We start from the raw sequence: 18886 nt of genomic DNA, 5'->3' as shown, positions 1-18886 counted from the left end.
GGGGTCGTCCGTGCGGAGTCGGTCTGCGGCATGCGTGTGATGGTCGCAGACCGGCTCCGCCCCGTACATGGGGATAAGGTCCTACGCCGTACCCGGGGATAAGGTCCTACGCCGTACCCGGGGAGTACGCCGTACCCGGGGAGAAGTCCTACGCCTTGCGGAGCAGGGTGACCACGGCCGCGCCGCCCAGGCCGATGTTGTGCGCGAGTCCGACCCGCGCTCCGGCCACCTGGCGGGGTCCCGCCTCGCCCCGCAGCTGCCAGACGATCTCGGCGGCCTGCGCCAGTCCGGTGGCGCCCAGCGGGTGCCCCTTGGAGATGAGGCCGCCCGAGGGGTTCACGACCCAGCGGCCGCCGTACGTCGTCGCCCCCGACTCGACGAGCTTGCCGGCGGCGCCCTCCTCGCACAGGCCGAGGGCCTCGTACGTGAGGAGCTCGTTCACGGAGAAGCAGTCGTGGAGCTCGATCACGTCGACGTCCTCGATGCCGAGCCCGGACCGCTCGTACGCCTGCCGGGCGGCGGCCCGGGACATCGGGCGGCCGACGGCGTCGATGCATGAGCCCGAGGCGAAGGACTCCCCGGTGTCGGTGGTCATCGCCTGCCCGGCGATCTCCACCGCCCGGTCCCGCAGCCCGTGTTCGTCGACGAAGCGCTCGGAGACGACGACGGCCGCGGCCGCGCCGTCCGAGGTGGGCGAGCACTGGAGCTTGGTGAGCGGCCGGTGGACGGTCTTGGCGGCGAGGATCTCCTCGACCGTGTAGACGTCCCGGAACTGGGCGTAGGGGTTGTGCGCCGAGTGCCGGTGGTTCTTGGCGCCGACGGCCGCGAGCTGCGCCTCGGTCGTCCCGTACCGCTCCATGTGCTCGCGGGCCGCGTTGCCGAAGATCTGCGCGGTGGGCGGGCTCGCCTCGAAACCGTGGGCGGCGGCCATGATCCCGTAGTGCCGGGCGACGGGCGAGGCCGAGAAGTCGCCCGCCCCCGACCCGCCGCCGAGCGCGCCGCGGCTCATCTTCTCGAAGCCGACGGCGAGGACGCAGTCGGCGAGGCCGCCCTCGACGAACTGGCGGGCCGTCATGAGGGCGGTGGAGCCGGTGGCGCAGTTGTTGTTGAGGTTGTAGACGGGGATGCCGGAGAGGCCGAGTTCGTACACGGCGCGCTGGCCGGCGGTGGAGGCCTGGAAGCAGTAGCCGACGGCGGCCTGCTCCACGCGCGCGTAGGGGATCCCCGCGTCGTCGAGGGCGGCGGTGCCGGCCTCCTTGACCATGTCCCAGTACTGCCAGTCCCGGGTCTCGGGCTTCTCGAACCGGGTCATCCCGACGCCGACCACGTACACCTTGCCCATCTGCGGTTCCCCCTCAGTCTCTCGGCAGGCCGAGCAGCCGCTCGGCGACGACATTGAGCTGTACCTGTGTGGTGCCGCCCGCGATGGTGAGGCAGCGGGACATGAGCAGGCCGTGCACGGCCCGTTCGCCGGGGCCCTCGCGCACGGCGCCTTCGGGGCCGAGGAGTTCGAGGGTGAGTTCGGCGAGTCTCTGCTGGTGGAGGGTCTGGACGAGCTTGCGGACGCTGGCGCCCGCGCCGGGTTCGAGCCCGGACACCTGGAGCAGGGTGGTGCGCAGGCCGATGCACGCGAGCGCGTGCGCCTCGGCGAGCAGGGCGCCGATCCGCACCCGTACGGAGCCGTCGGCGCCGTCCGCCCGCGCGATGACGGCTTCGAGGCCGGTGTCGAAGGCGACCTGGTCGGCCATGTGGACGCGTTCGTTGCCGAGGGTGTTGCGGGCGACCCGCCAGCCGTCGTCGACCTCGCCGACGACGGCGTCGGCGGGGAGGATCGCGTCGTCGAACCAGACCTCGTTGAAGAGGGACTCCCCGGTGATCTCCTTGAGCGGGCGTACGTCGATCCCGGGGGTGTTCCGCATGTCGACGAGGAAATAGGTGAGGCCCCGGTGCTTGGGGGCGGCCGGGTCGGTGCGGGCGAGCAGGATGCCGTGGTGGGCCCCTTGGGCGGCGCTCGTCCAGACCTTCTGCCCGTTGATCCGCCAGCGTCCGTCCGCGGTGCGTTCGGCGCGGGTGCGCAGGGAGGCGAGGTCGGAGCCGGCGCCGGGTTCGGAGAAGAGCTGGCACCAGAGGCGTTCGCCGCGCAGGGTCGGGCCGAGGTGCTCCTCCTGCTGGGCCGGGGTGCCGTGGGCGAGCAGCGAGGGGACCACCCAGGTGGCGATGCCGAGCCCGGAGACGGTGATCCCGGCCTCGTCGAGTGCGCGCTGGACGCCCACCTGCTGCTCCGCCGCGCCCTCGTCGCCCGCCAGCTCCTCGGCACCGGCGACCGGCACCGCCTGGCCGCCGTCCGGCACGCCGCCGACTTCTCGTACCGGGTGGACGAGGCCCCGGCGGAGAAGAAGGCGGAGGTGCTGCGCACGGCCTTCCGCGAGGTGATCGGGACCGGTGACGGTCCGCGGCCGCCGGGCGCAGCATCCGCGTCGACGAGTCGAGCGAGCCCTCCTGCCCGGCGCCGCCCGAGGACCCGGCGCCGCCCGAGGACCCGGCGCCGCCCGAGGGCTCCGACCCACCGGGCGGGCCCGCCTGCTGCCCCTGCTTCGCCAGGTACACCCGATTCGCCTGATCCGCCTGCTGCGAGCCACCCGGTGTGTCGTCCCGCACAGGACGGTCGGACGGCTCGGGACGCGCGTCGTTCGGTTCTTCCCCCACCACGGTTCCCCCTCGTGGTCCATGCGCGGTGACACCCCACCGCCGCCTCATGCACTTACCCTTCACGGTCCGCTCACACGCGTCCACCGTTTCGCGAAGCGGTGACCAACCTGCGACGTACCCGCTGCCGGTTTCCGCCCCCCGCAGGGCCTAGAGTCGCCGGGTGCCGTACGACCACCGGAAGACCCCCCTCCGCACCCGCGCCCTGCTCCGCGGCCCCGCGCTCGCCCTCGCCGCCGCGGGCTGCTGCGCCGCGCTCGCCGGCTGCGGGGCCTCGCAGGCCTCCCCCTCGGACGGGAGGTCCACGCGGGGCGCGGAGGACGCGCCCACCGCCGCCACGCCCTCCGGAGGACCGGACGGCGCGGGCACCCCCGCGGCCTCCCCCGGCGCCGCCGGGGCCTCCCTCGCCGGACGGACCGTCGTCCTCGACCCGGGCCACAACCCGGGGAACTTCCGGCACGCCAAGGAGATCAACCAGAAGGTGAACATCGGGACGAACCGCAAGGAGTGCGACACCACCGGCACCTCCACGAACGCGGGATACACCGAGGCCGCCTTCACCCTCGACGTCACCCACCGGCTGCGGGACCTGCTCACGGCGCGCGGCGCCGAGGTGGTCCTCACCCATGACGCCGACCGCCCCTGGGGCCCCTGCATCGACGAGCGGGCGAAGATCGGCAACGCGGCCCGCGCCGACGCCGTCGTCTCCGTCCACGCGGACGGCTCCGCCGTGGGCCACCGGGGCTTCCATGTGATCCTGCCCGCACGCGTCCGCGAGGGGGCGGCCGACACCGCGAAGATCGTCGGCCCCTCCCGCGAGCTCGGCGAGCGGATCGCCGACCGCTTCGCCCGCGCCACCGGAACGGCCCCGTCCAACTACCTCGGTTCCGACACGGGGTTGGACGTCCGCGACGATCTCGGCGGACTCAATCTCTCAACCGTCCCCAAGGTCTTCGTCGAATGCGGCAATATGCGTGATCCGAAGGACGCCGAGCTGCTCACGTCGGCGGCCTGGCGGCAGAAGGCCGCCCAGGGGATGGCGGACGGCATCGCCACCTACCTCCGGGGGTAGAACCCGCGAGCGATAGATTCGCTCCGTACGATGGGGCAGCTCCGTGCCATCCCCCGTGCCATGACCTGAGCGCCACCCCGACGCGACGACCCGACGAAGGACTTCTCACGTGAATATCCGCTCCCTCACCCGAGGCGATGGCGTGCTGATCGGTGCAGCGGTGGTGCTGTTCATCGCCTCGTTCCTCGACTACTTCTCCTACAAGGGCCTCACGATCGACGCCCCGAACGCCTGGAACTCCCTGGGCAACGCCATCGGCGTCTACATGGTGGGCGTCATCGGCGCGGCCCTGGTCGTCCTGAACCGCGCGCTGCCGCAGCCCCGCAAGATCGTCGGCCTCGACCTCGGCCAGTTCGGCGTCGCCGCGACGGTCATCACCGCGTGGTCCCTCCTCTGGACCGTGCTCGACCTCGGTGAGGTCGAGGCCGGCGCGGGCCTGATCCTCGGCCTGATCGCCGCCCTGGTCCTGGCCGCCGCCGCCGTGGCCGCCCCGCTCGTCCCCGCCCTGAAGGCCCCGCTGATGAGCGCGCCGAGCCCGCAGACCCCGCAGCCGTACGGCATGCAGCCCGGTCAGGCCGGCCCGCAGGGCGTCCCCGGCGGCTACGGCTACCCGGGTGCGCAGCAGCCGCAGTACGGCGGTCCGCAGGACCCGTCGCAGGGTGCGGGCCACTCGTTCGGCGCGCAGTCCCCCGCCCCCGCCCCGCAGCCGCAGGCCGCGCAGCGGCCGGAGCCGCAGGCCCCGCAGGCGCCGGCCGGGAACTTCGAGCCGTTCTGGTTCGCCGTCCCGATCGCGCGCCCGCTGTACGGGGAGGACGGCGCGCAGGCGCCGATCGCCGAGCTGGCCCCCGGCACCTGGTACCTGGCGGTCGAGCAGCGCGGCGCGGCCCTGGTGGCCCAGACGCAGGACGGCCGCCGCGGTGTCCTCCAGGACACCACGGGCATCCAGCGCGGCTGACCCGCGCGCACACCTCAGACGGCCCCCCGCCCGGAATCCCTTCCGGGCGGGGGGCCGTTGGCGTACAGTCCCGACATCCAGCTGAACTGACACACCGTCAGAAAGGGTGTGGGGCATGCGACTCGGACTCGCCCTCGGCTACTGGGGCCGCGGCCCCTCCCCCGGCCACCTCGACCTCGCCCGCGAGGCCGAACGGCTCGGCTACGACTCGGTGTGGACGGCGGAGGCCTGGGGATCCGACGCCTTCACGGCGCTGACCTGGATCGCCGCCCACACCAGCCGGATCAGGCTGGGCACCGCCGTCGCGCAGATGGCCGCCCGCGCCCCCACCACCACCGCGATGCACGCGCTCACCCTCGACCACCTCTCCGGCGGGCGGGTCCTGCTCGGCCTCGGCCTGTCCGGACCGCAGGTCGTCGAGGGCTGGTACGGGCGCCCCTTCCCCCGCTCCCCGCTGACCGCGACCCGCGAGTACGTGGACGTGGTCCGCCAGGTCATGCGCCGCGAGGCCCCGGTCCGGCTCGACGGACGCCACCACTCCCACCCGTACGACGGTCCCGACGGCACCGGCCTCGGCAAGGCCCTCAAGCCGATCACCCACCCCCTCCGGCCCGACCTGCCGATCCTGCTGGGGGCCGAGGGGCCGAAGAACATCGCGCAGACGCTCACGATCGCCGACGGCTGGCTGCCCCTGTACTGGTCCCCCGAGCGCCATGCCGAGGTGTACGCCCTGCCCGAGCGGCTCCCGGAGGGCTTCCTGGTCGCCCCCATGGTCCGGGCCGCGCTCTGCGAGGACGTGGCGGCCGGGCTGCTCCCGGTCAAGGCGATGCTCGGCTTCTACATCGGCGGCATGGGGCACGCGGCCCGCAACTTCCACGCCGACCTGATGGGGCGGATGGGGTACGAGAAGGAGGCCCGGCGCGTGCAGGAGCTGTTCGCCGCCGGGCGCCGCGAGGACGCGGTCCTGGCGGTGCCGGACGCCTTCGCCGACGAGATCTCGCTGGTCGGACCGCGGAAGCGGATCGCCGGACGCCTGGAGGCCTGGCGGCGGGGCCCGGTGACGGACCTCCTGGTCACCTCACCGGACCCCGCGACCCTCCGGCTGCTCGCGGAACTCAACGCCTGACGGGTCCGGCGGATCAGCCGCCGCTGAGCTGGGAGGCGCTGGGGACCTTGTCGACGACGTCGGCCCCGGCGCTCTTGCCCGCGTCCTTGACGCTGTTGATGATGTTCTCGAAGGCGCCGACGTCCGCGTCGCCGGCCTCGCCCTTGCGGAGCTTCGTACCGAGGTCCTTGAGCGAGTCGATGCCGGCCGTGAGCGGCGCCACCGCCTTGGACAGGAGCGGGTCACCCTTGGCGTTGTTCGTCGCCGCCTTGAGCCGGTTGTACGTGAACGCGCCCGCGAGGCCCGCCTTCACCAGGGCCAGGGTCCTGCCGTCCGCGCCCTTCTTGAACTTGCCCGCGCGGTACGGCTTCACGATCCACTGGTAGGTGGCTCCGGCGGCCAGACCCGCGTTGGCCACGAACCGCGTCTTGGCGAGCTTCTGCTGCTCGAAGCTCGCCGAGGCCGTCGGGGTCGCCGCGCTGCTCGTGTTCTGCGTGTCGTCACCACCGCACCCGGCCGTGGTGAGGAGCAGGGCGCAGGAGAGCAGCAGCGCCACGACGCCGCGGGAGACGGGACGCGAAAGGGTACGGGACACGGGTCTGGGCACGGCGGGACCTCCCTGGGGCTGGTGGCGCCAGCCTCACCCCGGCCCCCCGCGCCCGCCACCCGGGCGGCTCCGTCCGGGTGCGTGCGATCAGGCCCCGCAGCAGTCCGGCTCCAGGCCGGCCGGGAGGCGTTCGCCGCCGAAGACGGCCACCGTGGCCTCCTCGCCGCCGAGGGCGGCCACCGCGAGCAGCAGGGAGCCGGCCGTCCAGGCGGTCTGCTCCTCGGGCCACACCGCCTTGTCGCCCTCGGTCTCGCCCTCGAAGACGTACCCCGTCCAGTACATGCCGTTCTCGGCGCGCAGGTGCTGGATGTCCTGGAGGACGGTGAGGGCCCGGTCCGACTCGCCCATCGCCCAGAGGGCGAGGGCGAGTTCGCAGCTCTCGCCGCCGGTCACCCAGGGGTTGGGGATCACGCAGCGCACGCCGAGCCCGGGCACGACGAAGGTGTCCCAGTCGGCGTCGATGCGGGCCTTCGCCTGGAGTCCGGTGACCGCGCCGCCGAGGACCGGGTAGTACCAGTCCATCGAGTAGCGGGACTTGTCGAGGAAGCGCTCGGGGTGCCGGCGGATCGCGTGGCCGAGCGCCCCGGCCGCCAACTCCCAGTCGGGCTGCGGCTCTTCACGCGTCTCGGCGATGGCGAGGGCACACCGGAGCGCCTGGTGGATCGACGAACTCCCGGTGAGGAGGGCGTCCTTCACCGGGGTGCCGTCGGCCTCGCGCTTCCAGCCGATCTGACCGCCGGGCTGCTGGAGTCCGAGGACGAACTCGACGGCCGCGTAGACGGCGGGCCACATCCGGTCGAGGAAGGCGTCGTCGCCCGTGGAGAGGTAGTGGTGCCAGACGCCGACGGCTATGTAGGCGACGAAGTTGGACTCCCGGCCGCGGTCGGTGACCCGGCCGGGCTCGCCGTCGTGGTAGGCCGCGTACCAGGAGCCGTCGGCGTTCTGGTGCCGGGCGAGCCAGGCGTAGGCGCGGGCGGCGGCGTCGTGCTCGCCGGCCGCGTCCAGGGCCATGGCGGCCTCGGTGTGGTCCCACGGGTCGAGGTGGTGGCCCCGGAACCAGGGCAGGGCGCCGTCCTCGCGCTGTACGGCGAGGATCCCGGCGACGGTCTGGGCGGCCTGCTCGGCGGTCAGCACCCCGGGCAGGACGAGGTGCTCCGCGATGCGCTCGGGCGAGGTCACTGGGAGTCGACCTCGGGCTGGTGGGGCTTGGTCGCGTACGCCACGAAGCTCTTGCCGACCACCGGGTTGAGCAGCTGCTCGGCGACCCGGGTCAGGGCGGGCTTCTTCATGATGTCCCAGACCAGGAGCTTGTGGTAGGCGCGGACGGGCAGCGCCTTGTCGTTGTCGACGCCGAAGGCGCACTTCAGCCACCAGTACGGCGAGTGCAGGGCGTGCGCGTGGTGGGTGCCGTACGGCCTGAGTCCGGCCTGGCGGATCTTGCCGAGGAGTTCGTCGGCCTTGTAGATGCGGATGTGGCCGCCCTCGACCTCGTGGTACGCGTCGGAGAGCGTCCAGCAGACCTTCTCGGGGCCGTAGCGCGGGACGGTGACGGCGATCCGTCCGCCGGGCTTGAGGACGCGGACCATCTCGGCGAGGACGCCCTTGTCGTCGGGGATGTGCTCCATGACCTCGGAGATGATGACGACGTCGAAGGACTCGTCGGGGAACGGCAGGTTGAGCGCGTCGCCCTCCATCGCGGTGGCCGTCGCGCCCGCGGGGGCCTCGCCGGCCTCCTTCATGGCCGCGAACCACTTCGCGACCTCGCGGATCTCCTCGGCGTTCTGGTCGAGGGCCACGACCCGGGCGCCGCGCCGGTAGCACTCGAAGGCGTGCCGGCCGGCCCCGCAGCCCAGATCGAGCACACGGTCGCCGGGGGCGAGCGGGAAGCGGGTGAAGTCGACGGTCAGCACGAGGGCCTGCTTTCGCGGTGGAGGGAAGGGTGGGGGCAGGCGTTCCGCGGGGCGGAACCGGTGGACACCACCGGCCCGCCGTGCCGCGTCCGGCGGACGGGACGAGGTGTCACCGGGCGCTCCCGGGCGCCCCGGCGCCGCGGCGGGCGATCGCCTCGCGGTACAGCTCCGCGGTGCCCTGGGCGGCGCGGGCCCAGGTGAAGCGGTCCAGGACCCGGGAGCGTCCGGCGGCGCCGAGCCGGGCCCGCAGCTCCGGGTCGCCGAGGACCCGGCCCAGGGCGGCGGCCAGGGCGCCCGCGTCGCCCGGCGGCACCGCGAGGCAGGTCTCCCCGTCGGTTCCGGCGACCTCGGGGATGGCACCGCCGGTGGTGGCGACGAGCGGGGTGCCGGTGGCCATGCCCTCGGCGGCGGGCAGCGAGAAGCCCTCGTAGAGGGAGGGGACGCAGGCGACCTGGGCGGAGCGGTAGAGGTCGACGAGCTCGGCGTCGCTGATGCCCTTGACGAACTCGACGGCCCCGGCCAGCCCGTACCGCTCGATGGCGGCGGCGACCGGGCCGTCCTCGGCGCGCTTGCCGACGACGACGAGGTGGGCGTCCGGGTTCTCGGTGCGGAGCTTGGCGAGTGCCTCGACCAGGTGGACGAGGCCCTTGAGCGGGACGTCGGCGCTGGAGGTGGTGACGATCCGGCCGGGGACCTCGGCGACGGCCGGGTCGGGCGACCACAGGTCGGTGTCGGCGCCGATGTGGACGACCCGGATGCGGTCCTCGGGCACCCCGAGGTGCTCGACGATCTCCTGCCGGGAGGTGCCGGAGACGGTGAGGACGGACGGCAGCCGGCGGGCGACGCGCTTCTGCATGCGGGTGAAGGCGTACCAGCGGCGGACGGAGGCGCGGCGCTTCCAGTCGGCGGCGGCGTCGAGTTCGAGCCGCCGGTCGACGGTGATGGGGTGGTGGATCGTGGTGACGAGCGGGGCGCCGATCGCCCGCGGCCCGCCGAGGAGCCCGTAGCCGAGGGTCTGGTTGTCGTGGACGACGTCGAAGTCGCCGCGGCGGGCGGCGAGCAGGCGCCGGGCCCGCAGGGAGAAGGTCAGCGGCTCGGGGAAGCCGCCGGTCCACATGGTGGCGACCTCGACGCCGTCGATCCAGTCCCGGTACTCGTCGCGCTTCGGGGTGCGGAACGGGTCCGGCGAGCGGTAGAGGTCGAGGCTGGCGACCTCGGTGAGGGTGGGGCCGGTGAGGCCGGTGCCGTCGGCGATCGCGTCGAGGACGGGGTACGGCTGGGAGCCGATGACCTCGACGCGGTGGCCGAGCCGGGCGAGTTCGCGGGAGAGGTGCCGGACGTAGACGCCCTGTCCGCCGCAGAAGGGATTGCCCTTGTACGTGAGGAGAGCGATCCGCAACGATCCGTCGCCGGCTGCCGTGACGCCCTGCCGGGGGCTTGCCTCTATGGCCTCAGCGGTCATGCGCGACCCCCTTCGAGCGTGGTTTCGCCGGAGCGTAACCGCTCGCGCTAATCTAGAACAAGTTACAGACTTGATCGTTCTTGATCTTCTGGCCTGATCTTCTTGATCCTTCAAGGAGGACAGAATCTACCGGCAGGTAGCTCTGGGGTGAGAGCCGGAACAGGTGATTCGCGCCACGGCCCGCGCACCGCCATACTGTCGCTCCCCACCGCACGGAACGGGACCCCATGACCGCAGACATCAGAGCGGACCACAGACCCGCGGCACCGCCCCTCACGGAGCGCCAGGAGGCCCGCCGCCGCCGCATCCTGAACGCCAGCGCCCAGCTCGCGGCGCGGGGCGGCTTCGACGCCGTGCAGATGCGGGAGGTCGCGGAGGCGGCCGGGGTGGCACTGGGGACGCTGTACCGCTATTTCCCCTCCAAGATCCACCTGCTGGTCGCCACGATGCAGGACCAGCTCCAGCACCTGCACACGACCCTGCGCAAGCGGCCCCCCGCGGCGTCCGACCCGGCGGAGCGGGTGGCGGAGACCCTGATGCGGGCCTTCCGCGCGCTCCAGCGCGAGCCGCAGCTCGCCGACGCGATGGTGCGGGCGCTGACCTTCGCGGACCGCGGGGTGAGCCCCGAGGTCGACACCGTGTCACGGCTGACGACGGCGATCATCCTGGACGCGATGGGCACGGAGCACCCGACCCCGGAGCAGCTCTCGGTGGTCCGGGTGATCGAGCACACCTGGCACTCGGCGCTGATCACCTGGCTGTCGGGGCGCGCCTCGATCGCACAGGTGAAGATCGACATCGAGACGGTCTGCCGACTGATCGACCTGACGGCCCCGGAGGCGGCGGCGCGGCGGTGACGTGAGGCGCCCCCGCCGGTGACGTGGGGCGCCCGCCCGGGGAGACCCGCGGACCCGCGACCCCCGGCGGCCGAGGTGCCACGGGTCGCGGGCGCGGGCGTCGGATCAGGACGAGGGCGTGGCCTTGTTGGCTCCGGCGATCGCCGCCGCGCACTGCGGGCTGCCGTCGACGGCCACGAACATCACCAGCTTGAGCGGGCCGGCGGAGTGGTTGCTCGCCTGGAGCTGCCAGCTGCTCTTCTTCAGGGACTTGATGACGGAGCCGCTCTGCTCGGTCTTCCGCTCCTCGTTCCAGCCGCCCTCGGTCAGCGCCGCGACCGTGTCCCCGTAGGACTTCGCCGGGTCCTTGGCCTTCTCGGCGTCGGCCGTCCAGCTGACCATGCAGTCCTTGGCCTCGGCCGGGATCTGCTCGCCCGAGCCGTCCTGCGTGAAGCCGGCCGCGGTCGCCGCGTCGGACAGCTCCTTGGTGACGGCGTCACCGGTGAGCCGGCCGCCGTCCGAACCGCCGGAGCCGCCCGTCGAGGACGAACCGGCCGAGGACGGACCCGAGGCCGAGCCGCCCTTGTCCGCACCGCCCTCGCTTCCGCAACCGGCGACCAGCAGCACCACACCGGCGGCCGCGGCCACCCACGTCAGCTTGCGCACAACACTCCCGAAATCCGCACGTACGACGGGCTCTCGCCCCCGTTTCCAACGGGCCCAGTTTTGCACGTGGAAACGGGGGTGACGGGTCATCAGCCGAACGGAGGGCGCCGCCGGCTCGCGGCCCGTTCCGCTTCGTGCAGGCGTCGTCGAGGGCCATCAGGATGATCACACCGTGGTCCGGGGCGCTACTCCTCCGGCGGGAAGACCGGTTCCCCGCCGTCCGCCAGGGTGATCGTGATCGCCTCCACCGGGCACCCCTCGGCCGCCGCCAGCAGTCTCTCGCCCGCGTCCGTCTCCGGCTCGCTCGGGTGGGACTGGCGGGCGGTGTCGAGGCGGAAGCCGTCCGGGGCGTGGTTCACGCACATGCCGGAGCCGATGCAGACGCTCCGGTCGACCTCGACATGCCAGCGGTCCCCCATCACGCGCCGCCCTCGTACCCGGCCGGCAGGTGGATCATCTTGTGCTCCAGGTACTCCCCGAAGCCCTCGGGTCCGAACTCCCTCCCCAGGCCGGAGTTCTTGTAGCCGCCGAACGGACCGAGCATGTCGAGGCTGAAGGTGTTGACGTTGAAGGTGCCGGTGCGCACCCCGCGGGCGAACTCGACGCCGTGCTCCACGTCCCCGGTCCAGACGCTGCCGCTGAGCCCGAAGTCGGAGTCGTTCGCGAGGCGCAGGGCCTCGGCCTCGTCCCCGTACGGCAGCAGGCAGATGACCGGGCCGAAGATCTCCTCGCGGGCGATCCGCATGGAGTTGTCGACGCCGCCGAAGAGCGTCGGCTCGACGTACCAGCCGCGGTCCAGGCCGGCCGGACGGCCGCCGCCCGCGAGGACCTTGGCGCCCTCCTCCTGGCCGATGCGGATGTAGTCGAGGGAGCGCTGCTGCTGCCGCCGGGCGACCAGCGGGCCGACCTGGGTGGCCGGGTCGAGCGGGTCGCCGACGACGAGCGCGCCGGCCGCCGCGGCGAAGGCCTCGGCGGTCTCCTCGTACCGGGAGCGGGGGACGAGGATGCGGGTCTGGGCCACGCACGCCTGGCCGTTGTTCATCCAGGCGGCCGGGACGATCCCGGCCACGGCGGTCGCGAGGTCGGCGTCGGGCAGGACCACGGCGGCGGACTTGCCGCCGAGTTCGAGGGTGACGCGGGTGAGGTTGCGGGCGGCCACCTCCATGACCCGCCGGCCGGCCGCGACCGAGCCGGTGAAGGAGACCTTGTCGATGCCGGGGTGGCCCACCAGGTACTCGCTGACCTCGCGGTCGGCCGGCAGGATGCTGAGCACGCCCTCGGGCAGCCCGGCCCCGGCGGCGATGTCGGCGAGGATGTACGCGTCGAGGGGCGACTCGGGCGAGGGCTTGAGGACCACCGTGCAGCCGGCAAGGAGCGCGGGCCCGAGCTTGGCCGCCGCGGTGAACTGCGGCACGTTCCACGGGACGACGGCCGCGACCACGCCCACCGGTTCGCGCCGCACGAGCAGCGGGCCGAGGACGCCGCTGCGCCGCTCCTCGTACGTGAAGTCCCGGGCGACCGTGATCGCCGCGTCCCAGACCATCATCGCGCCGAGGGCCTGGGCGAGCACGGACCAGGAGTACGGGGAGCCGTTCTGGGCGCTGATGGAGCGGGCGATCTCCTCGTGGCGGACGGCGATCGCGTCCTTGATGCGGCTGACGACGGCGATCCGCTCCTCCAGCGTCGTCCGGGGCCAGGGCCCTTCGTCGAAGGCCCTGCGGGCGGCCGCCACCGCCCGGTCGACGTCGGCGGTGGAGGCGTGCGGGACGCGGCCGATGACCTCCTCGGTGTGCGGGGAGACGACCTCGATGACGTCCTCGCCGATCGGGTCGGTCAACTCCCCGCCGATGAACAGCTTTCCGTGCTCCACAAGCTCGGTCATGACGGCCGCCTCCATGAGGGGATGGATTCCCTGACGATGCCTCAGAACTGATACCAGTTCTAGTTATAGGGAGCAATGCCCCGGACAGAATGGGCCCCCACCAGCCGTTTTGCGGCCGGTGGGGGCCCTGCTCACGCGGCCTGGGCCGTCTCTGGGCCGTCAGACGCTCCGACGGCCTTCCGATACATGTCGTCGACGGCCTTCCGCGTGCGGCTCTCACTGCTCGGCATGAGGTGCGTGTACACCCGCAGCGTGAACCCGGGGTCGGCGTGCCCGAGGTAGCCGCTCAGGGCCTTGATGTTCTCCCCCGCGTCGAGCAGGACGGAGGCGTAGAAGTGTCGGAGCGCGTGCATGCCGTCCTCGCGCGACTCCTGGGGCCGCTCCCCCGGCTTGGGCTCCGGAAGGACGCCGGCCGCCACCAGGGCGGGCTTCCAGGACGCGGTGTTGAAGTAGTGCCGCCCCACCGCCTTGCCCTCCTCCGTGGTGAAGAGCAGCCGCTTGGTCACGGGCGGTCCGTCCGGCGTCTCCCACGGCAGCGTGACGTCCTCGGGAGGGAAGCGCTCCATGTGGGCCGCGAGCGCACGGCCCACGTGCTCGGGGAGCGGCACGTCGCGCACCTTGCCCCTCTTCGGGGGCGCGAAGACGGCCCGGCCGCCGATCATCTTCACCTGCCAGCCGACGTGCAGCCACCCGGTGAGGAACCCGACCTCGTCCACAGGAAGTCCGAAGATCTCGCCCTGCCTCAGCCCGCAACCGCCACCGACGTCGGTCATGGCGCGGTAGTGGGCCGGGAGCGCGGAGCGGACGGCGAACACGCGCTCAGCGGTCCACGGCCGGACGCGGCCCGGGACCGCCGCCGGCGCCTTGACGGAGGCCGCGCGGCAGGGGTTCCGGGAGATCAACCGGTCGTCGAGCGCGGCGGTGAAGACGGCCGAGACGTTGGCGAAGATGACACGTCGGTAGGACGCGGCCAGACCCGCGTCTTCGAGCTTCCGCGACCACTCCCGGATGTGCTCGGCCTGGAAGGACCCGAGCGGTCGGGCCCCGAGGTGCGGGTAGGCGTGCAGCCGGAGTCGGGACTCGGTACCCGTACGCGTGGCGATGTCGGTCGTCTGCGCGGCGACCCACCGTTCTGCGTACTGCTGGAAGGTGGTGCGACCCGCCTTCGGGTCGATGAACTCGCCCCGAGCCATGTCCGCCTCAATGCTGGTCAGCCACTGTTCGGCCAAGCGCTTCTGCCGGTCCGGGAAGCTCTTCGACTTCTCGGTGCCGTCGGGGCCGATGTACCGGGCCCGGTAGCGAAGGCCGGTGCCGTGACGATCGGTCTTGACCCGCCGCGTCTTGCCGTCTTCCCCCATCTCGTCCTTGAACCAGCGGTCCTGGATGTGCCCTGCCATGCGGTGAAACCTTTCGAGAATGCCCGTGGAGCGGGGCCACGGCCCCGCCCCACGGAACGGATTGATCGGTTGTCGGTCTCAGGCGGCCAGATCGGCGGCCATGCGCTCGCTCGTCCACCGCTGGACGGCGACGGGGTCGTACCGGACGTACTTACCGACCCGGAATCCGGGCGGCCCGGTGCGCTTCCTGCGCCACTGGTAGACGGTCTCCAAAGGGACGCCGAACAGCTCGGCGATGTCCTCCGGGGTGAGGTAGCGGTCCGGGAGTCCGGCCCGCAGGGTGGTCACGGCGGATGCCATGTCGGCTCTCCTCTGTCCTCGGGCGAGGTTTGACCGGAGCCCTTTGGCCCCTTCCTGTCAGGTCCGCTACTTCCGCTACCTCCGCTACCTAGCAGGTCAGGGGCCTGTTGGTGGTAGCGGGTGGGGTAGCGGTAGCGGATAGACGTCCGGGCTTCCGCTGGCGATGCGGAAGCCCGGACGCAGGTACGGGGCGGGAGGACTCAGAGGGTGTCGGCAGCGGGTTCGGTAGCCGCTACCGGGAGGGTGTCCGCTACCGGTTCGGGGGCACTGACCTCTGAGGTAGCGGCGGTAGCGGTGGTAGCGGACGTGGTGGTGCGGGGCGGGCAGTACCTGAGCCAGGCGTCCGCGAGATCGGCCGCGTAGTAGCCCTTGGATACGGCCCGGGGGCCGATCTTGATGTTCCGGGACCGGATGGGCTGCCCGTCGGTGGTGACGTAGTCACCCAGCATCCGGGCCAGGGTGCGGGGCGTCAGGGGCCGTCCGTCGAGGTCGGCCCACGGGGCGTCGTCCAGGCTGGTGAGCCGGTCCACGAGGTCGGCGCTCAACACCCGCTCGGCACCTGCGAACGCGTCGCGGAGATCAGTCAGGAGCCGGATACCGGTGCTGGCCTTGTCTCCGGCGCTGGCGGCGGCGACGAGCGCGACGCAGGCCGCGCGGGCGCGGGCGGGCCAGTCGCCCCCGGCAGCGTCCGCGACGGCGATGAGAGGTTCCCAGACGTCGGCGGGCCGGTCGGTGATCCCGTCGGGCATATCGGGCCAGGCTCCGGCGATCCGCTCCCGAACTAGGTCGGCCCACTCCGCCAGGCGGTCACGGAGGGCGTGCCCCTGAGGCACGTGGGTGCGCTCGCGGAATGGCTCTACCTTCTCGTTGGGGGCGCGGCGGCGCATGCGGACGACGACGGAGCGGGTGAGGATGGTGTCGGGGAGGTCTCCGAGTCCGGCGGTGGCGAGCGCCGCGTAGACGGGGAACGGCTGGACCACCTGCGAACTCCCGTCACCCACACACCGATAGACGACCCCGGACCTGCGGTGTCCTGCGTTGATCAGCCCGCGCAGGTCCTCGTTACCGGAGGCGCGCGGCCCGAAGACGGTGTCAATCTCGTCCAGCAGCACGACGGGTCGGGCGGCCGTGTCGGACACGGAGCGGAACAACGCGGCGGGAGACACGTCGGTGGTGATCATCGGTCGGGGTACGAGGGTCTGGATGATCTCCAGCGCCCGAGTCTTCCCGGACCCGGGTTCGGGAGACAGGAACGCGATCCGGGGCGTGGACTCGAACGCGTCGAGCAGGTGGGTGTGTGCGTCCCAGAGAGCCACTGCGGTGAACGCGTGCTCGCTGGGGAACACGTTGAACCGGCGGTGATGCCTTTCAACCTGGTCGAGCAAGGCGGCGCCGTCGATGGGCTGCTTGGTCATGCGGCTTCCCCTTGGGTCAGGAGCGGGCGGAGGCGGTGGGCGAAGTGCGGGTCAGAGCCAATGGGGACGCCTTCGGCGACGACCATTCGGGCGCCCAACGCCAGCCGGGCCGCGAGCTGATCGGCGGGCTCGGGCGGGGCCGGGGTGACCTGGCTCTTAGAGGGGTTGGGGAGTTCTCCCCGCCTCCCCGGACGGGGCGGGTGCGCCTCCCCGTCAGTTGATGGTGGAAGCGGAACCGTCGGTGTCGCGGTTGGCGAGGGCGCGGTGGACGTGGTCGCGGTGGACGACCATGCGGCCGTGGGACTTCTTCGGCTCCTCGCCGGCCTCCTCCAGCAGTTGGGGAGTTCTCCCCGCCTCCCCGGACGGGGCGGGTGCGCCTCCCCGTCAGTTGATGGTGGAAGCGGAACCGTCGGTGTCGCGGTTGGCGAGGGCGCGGTGGACGTGGTCGCGGTGGACGACCATGCGGCCGTGGGACTTCTTCGGCTCCTCGCCGGCCTCCTCCAGCACGCGCTTGAGATCGCCGTTCGTCCACGCCCCGTACGTCTCGGGCGCGAGGGCGGTGAGCCGCTTGAGCACGTCCTGGGTGAACATCCGCGACTCGTCGCCGATGGCGGTGGCGATGTCGCCGAGCGGGTCGCGGTCGTCCTCTTCGCCCTCGGTGGCCGTGAGGGTGGTGACTGCGCCGCGCAGAGCCTTGGCCCGCTGGGCGACCTCGGCGGCGGTGTCGGTGTCGATGTAGTGGGTGCGGACCGTGATGGAAGGCTGCCCGGCGGGGATCTTGATCCCGTCGGACGCTACGACCACGGTTCCCTTGTCGAGTCCCTGGCGGAGCAGGTGCGGGGCTGCCCCGCCCTCGACGGCGCTGTCACCCAACGCCATGCGCGCCTGGGACTCGGTACCCAGGACGAGGGAGATGCGGGTGTGGGCCCCCTCGCGGACCAGCTTGGGAAGGTTCTGGTCAGTCGGGTCCTGCGTGCCCTCCCACAGCAGCACGTCCACGGCGCGGCCCTGGTTGTGAATCTTGCGGACGGCCATGAAGTACCGGGACGTGGCCTTGGACCCGCCGTACGGCCGCTTGTCGTCCCCGATCGCGGGGCACATGAACGCGACCTGCGCCTCATCCACGATGCCGATCAGCGGGTCGAACTTCGTGCCGGGCGGGGCCTGGACGCGGCGTTCCATCTCCGCGACGATCCCCTCGACCATCTCGGTCGCGTCGATGACGTGCTCATCGGTCGGGCCCTGGACCAGGACCGTGGCGAGACCGTCGAACATGCCCCAGTCACCGATGCCCTTGAGGTCCGCGATCCGGAACTCCACCCGGCGGTCCAGCGCAAGCCACAGGGCGAGCGCGCGCAGGGCGGCGGTCTTGCCCTGGTTGGACTTGCCCGTGATCAGCAGGTGCCGCTGGTACAGGCTCAGCTCAGCGGCATCCCCGCGCAGGTCCAAGCCCCACGGAGCCTTGCCCTTGGCGTAGTCGGCGCTGATCGTCTCGTCCGTGATCAGCGGCGACGGGCCAATCGGCTCGTCAAGGGCGCCCGAGTCCGCGATCCACAGGCGGACCGTGCGGGCCGCCTCGGGGATCGTGATGAACACTTCATGGCCATGGCGGTTGAGGTTCTCCGCGAGCTTCTTCCGCCGCCCCTGCACCTCCGCCGTCTCCACACCGGAGGGCAGTGTGACGTCGACCTCGACACCGCATCCGGCGATCCGGATCGGCCCGAGCATCGCCGCACCCGCATCCCCCATCTCCTTGATCGCGTTCCTGAGCGGGGCGATCCCGAGGTCCCGCAGGGCGGTTACCACGATCGACGGCGTGATGGGAGCGCCGGCGTCGTTTGCGCGGGCGTTGGCGGGAAGGGCCCACTGTGGGGCGGTGGCGCGCTGGCGTCCGACGGCCCACAGTCCGGCGAGCGCGAGCCAGGGCCCCGCGACCATGAGCGGGCCCCACACGATCTGCACGATGACGACGAGCAGCCTGATCAGTTCGATCAGGGCCATGAGGGGGGTGAAGACGTCGCCGGGGTTCTTGGTGGCGATGGCGAGCGCGATACCAATCGCGATCAGTCCGCCTATGCCGCCGGCCGCGCCGATCGCGGCGCTCTTGGCGACGTGCTGCGGCGCGGTGAGCAGGTCCATGCGCCGCTTATGCCGCTCGGAGCGGAAGCGGTGCAGCCGTTCCTCCCACTCGCCGGCCGCCTCGTAGTTCCCCGCGGCTTCCGCCGCACGCAGGAGACGTTCGTAGCGGGCGCCGGTCCGGCCGTCCCACGCGCGGCGGGCCGTCACGCGGGTGCCGCCGAGGACGTAGGCGCCGTGCCGTACGGTCACGCGGGCCGCAGTGCGGGTCCTCTCGTGCTTCACCGCGCCGACCACGGCCCGGCGGCTGCGGACGAACACCCGCACCGGGCGGGAACGCTGGGAGGGTTCCGGCGCCACCGTGAGCGCCGCAGGCGGGGCGGTGGGCTCTTCGGTAGTCGGGTCCTTGAAGAGGTGGACCACGTTGTCGGTCATGCTGGGGGTACTCCTGCCGCTCGAAAGGGTGGAGGGATGGGCCCGGGGCGGTCGGGATGCTT

The 18886-nt window shown here is 72.5% G+C and carries 16 protein-coding genes and 1 pseudogene; 4 read left to right on the top strand and 13 right to left on the bottom strand.

The window, feature by feature from the left end; all coding sequences use genetic code 11:
• Window positions 1–148: 148 nt before the first annotated feature.
• Window positions 149–1342: a lipid-transfer protein gene (locus EAO70_RS20510; RefSeq protein ID WP_148004330.1), complete on the bottom strand. Its 1194-nt coding sequence runs from the start codon at window positions 1340–1342 to the stop codon at window positions 149–151.
• A gap of 13 nt (window positions 1343–1355) precedes the next feature.
• Window positions 1356–2246: pseudogene (locus EAO70_RS20505) on the bottom strand (acyl-CoA dehydrogenase family protein); the annotation flags it as partial.
• A gap of 623 nt (window positions 2247–2869) precedes the next feature.
• Between EAO70_RS20505 and EAO70_RS20500 the strand changes: the two are divergent.
• The 3 genes from EAO70_RS20500 to EAO70_RS20490 all read left to right on the top strand — a co-directional run bounded on the left by EAO70_RS20500 (window position 2870) and on the right by EAO70_RS20490 (window position 5859).
• Entirely contained in the window at window positions 2870–3778 is a 909-nt protein-coding gene (locus EAO70_RS20500; RefSeq protein ID WP_148004329.1) for an N-acetylmuramoyl-L-alanine amidase, read from the top strand.
• 142 nt (window positions 3779–3920) lie between these two features.
• Window positions 3921–4733: a DUF5336 domain-containing protein gene (locus tag EAO70_RS20495; RefSeq protein ID WP_148004328.1), complete on the top strand. Its 813-nt coding sequence runs from the start codon at window positions 3921–3923 to the stop codon at window positions 4731–4733.
• Between the two features lie 115 nt (window positions 4734–4848).
• Window positions 4849–5859, top strand: a complete 1011-nt coding sequence (locus tag EAO70_RS20490) for an LLM class F420-dependent oxidoreductase (protein WP_148004327.1) — start codon at window positions 4849–4851, stop codon at window positions 5857–5859.
• Window positions 5860–5872: 13 nt separating this feature from the next.
• Here the strand turns inward: EAO70_RS20490 and EAO70_RS20485 are convergent, their stop codons facing one another.
• The 4 genes from EAO70_RS20485 to EAO70_RS20470 form a co-directional block, all read right to left on the bottom strand.
• Window positions 5873–6445 carry a hypothetical protein gene (locus tag EAO70_RS20485; RefSeq protein WP_261992961.1) on the bottom strand — a complete coding sequence of 191 codons (573 nt, stop codon included), beginning with the start codon at window positions 6443–6445 and terminating at the stop codon, window positions 5873–5875.
• 87 nt (window positions 6446–6532) lie between these two features.
• Complete coding sequence (locus EAO70_RS20480; RefSeq protein ID WP_148004326.1) at window positions 6533–7624, bottom strand: prenyltransferase; 1092 nt, start codon at window positions 7622–7624, stop codon at window positions 6533–6535.
• Window positions 7621–8355 carry a class I SAM-dependent methyltransferase gene (locus EAO70_RS20475; protein WP_148004325.1) on the bottom strand — a complete coding sequence of 245 codons (735 nt, stop codon included), beginning with the start codon at window positions 8353–8355 and terminating at the stop codon, window positions 7621–7623. Before EAO70_RS20475 ends, EAO70_RS20480 begins: the two co-directional genes overlap by 4 nt.
• Window positions 8356–8464: 109 nt before the next feature.
• Window positions 8465–9817, bottom strand: coding sequence for a glycosyltransferase family 4 protein (locus tag EAO70_RS20470; protein ID WP_148004324.1), 1353 nt, complete (start codon window positions 9815–9817; stop codon window positions 8465–8467).
• A 227-nt stretch (window positions 9818–10044) separates the two neighbouring features.
• Here EAO70_RS20470 and EAO70_RS20465 point away from each other — a divergent pair, with 227 nt between their 5' ends.
• The gene (locus EAO70_RS20465; protein ID WP_148004323.1) at window positions 10045–10674 is read left to right on the top strand and encodes a TetR family transcriptional regulator; all 630 of its coding nucleotides are present in this window, start codon (window positions 10045–10047) and stop codon (window positions 10672–10674) included.
• Window positions 10675–10779: 105 nt separating this feature from the next.
• Here EAO70_RS20465 and EAO70_RS20460 read toward each other — a convergent pair whose 3' ends face one another.
• From EAO70_RS20460 to EAO70_RS20430, 7 genes are all read right to left on the bottom strand, one after another.
• On the bottom strand, window positions 10780–11319 hold the full coding sequence (locus EAO70_RS20460) for a hypothetical protein (protein ID WP_148004322.1): 540 nt from the start codon (window positions 11317–11319) through the stop codon (window positions 10780–10782).
• Between the two features lie 185 nt (window positions 11320–11504).
• Window positions 11505–11738: a ferredoxin gene (locus EAO70_RS20455; RefSeq protein WP_148004321.1), complete on the bottom strand. Its 234-nt coding sequence runs from the start codon at window positions 11736–11738 to the stop codon at window positions 11505–11507.
• Window positions 11738–13201 (bottom strand): aldehyde dehydrogenase, encoded by a 1464-nt coding sequence (locus EAO70_RS20450; protein WP_148004320.1) that lies wholly within the window; start codon window positions 13199–13201, stop codon window positions 11738–11740. Before EAO70_RS20450 ends, EAO70_RS20455 begins: the two co-directional genes overlap by 1 nt.
• Before the next feature lie 131 nt (window positions 13202–13332).
• Complete coding sequence (locus EAO70_RS20445) at window positions 13333–14598, bottom strand: tyrosine-type recombinase/integrase (RefSeq protein WP_148004319.1); 1266 nt, start codon at window positions 14596–14598, stop codon at window positions 13333–13335.
• Between the two features lie 78 nt (window positions 14599–14676).
• Entirely contained in the window at window positions 14677–14898 is a 222-nt protein-coding gene (locus tag EAO70_RS20440; RefSeq protein WP_148004318.1) for a helix-turn-helix domain-containing protein, read from the bottom strand.
• Between the two features lie 200 nt (window positions 14899–15098).
• The gene (locus EAO70_RS20435) at window positions 15099–16313 is read right to left on the bottom strand and encodes a DUF3631 domain-containing protein (protein WP_148004317.1); all 1215 of its coding nucleotides are present in this window, start codon (window positions 16311–16313) and stop codon (window positions 15099–15101) included.
• A 384-nt stretch (window positions 16314–16697) separates the two neighbouring features.
• Entirely contained in the window at window positions 16698–18824 is a 2127-nt protein-coding gene (locus EAO70_RS20430) for an FtsK/SpoIIIE domain-containing protein (protein ID WP_148004316.1), read from the bottom strand.
• Window positions 18825–18886: the final 62 nt, after the last annotated feature.

Origin of the sequence: Streptomyces sp. adm13(2018), from assembly GCF_008042145.1 — a bacterium.
GTDB lineage: Bacteria > Actinomycetota > Actinomycetes > Streptomycetales > Streptomycetaceae > Streptomyces.
Note: the sequence above shows the minus strand (reverse complement) of the source record. Positions and strands in the feature narration are given on the sequence as shown.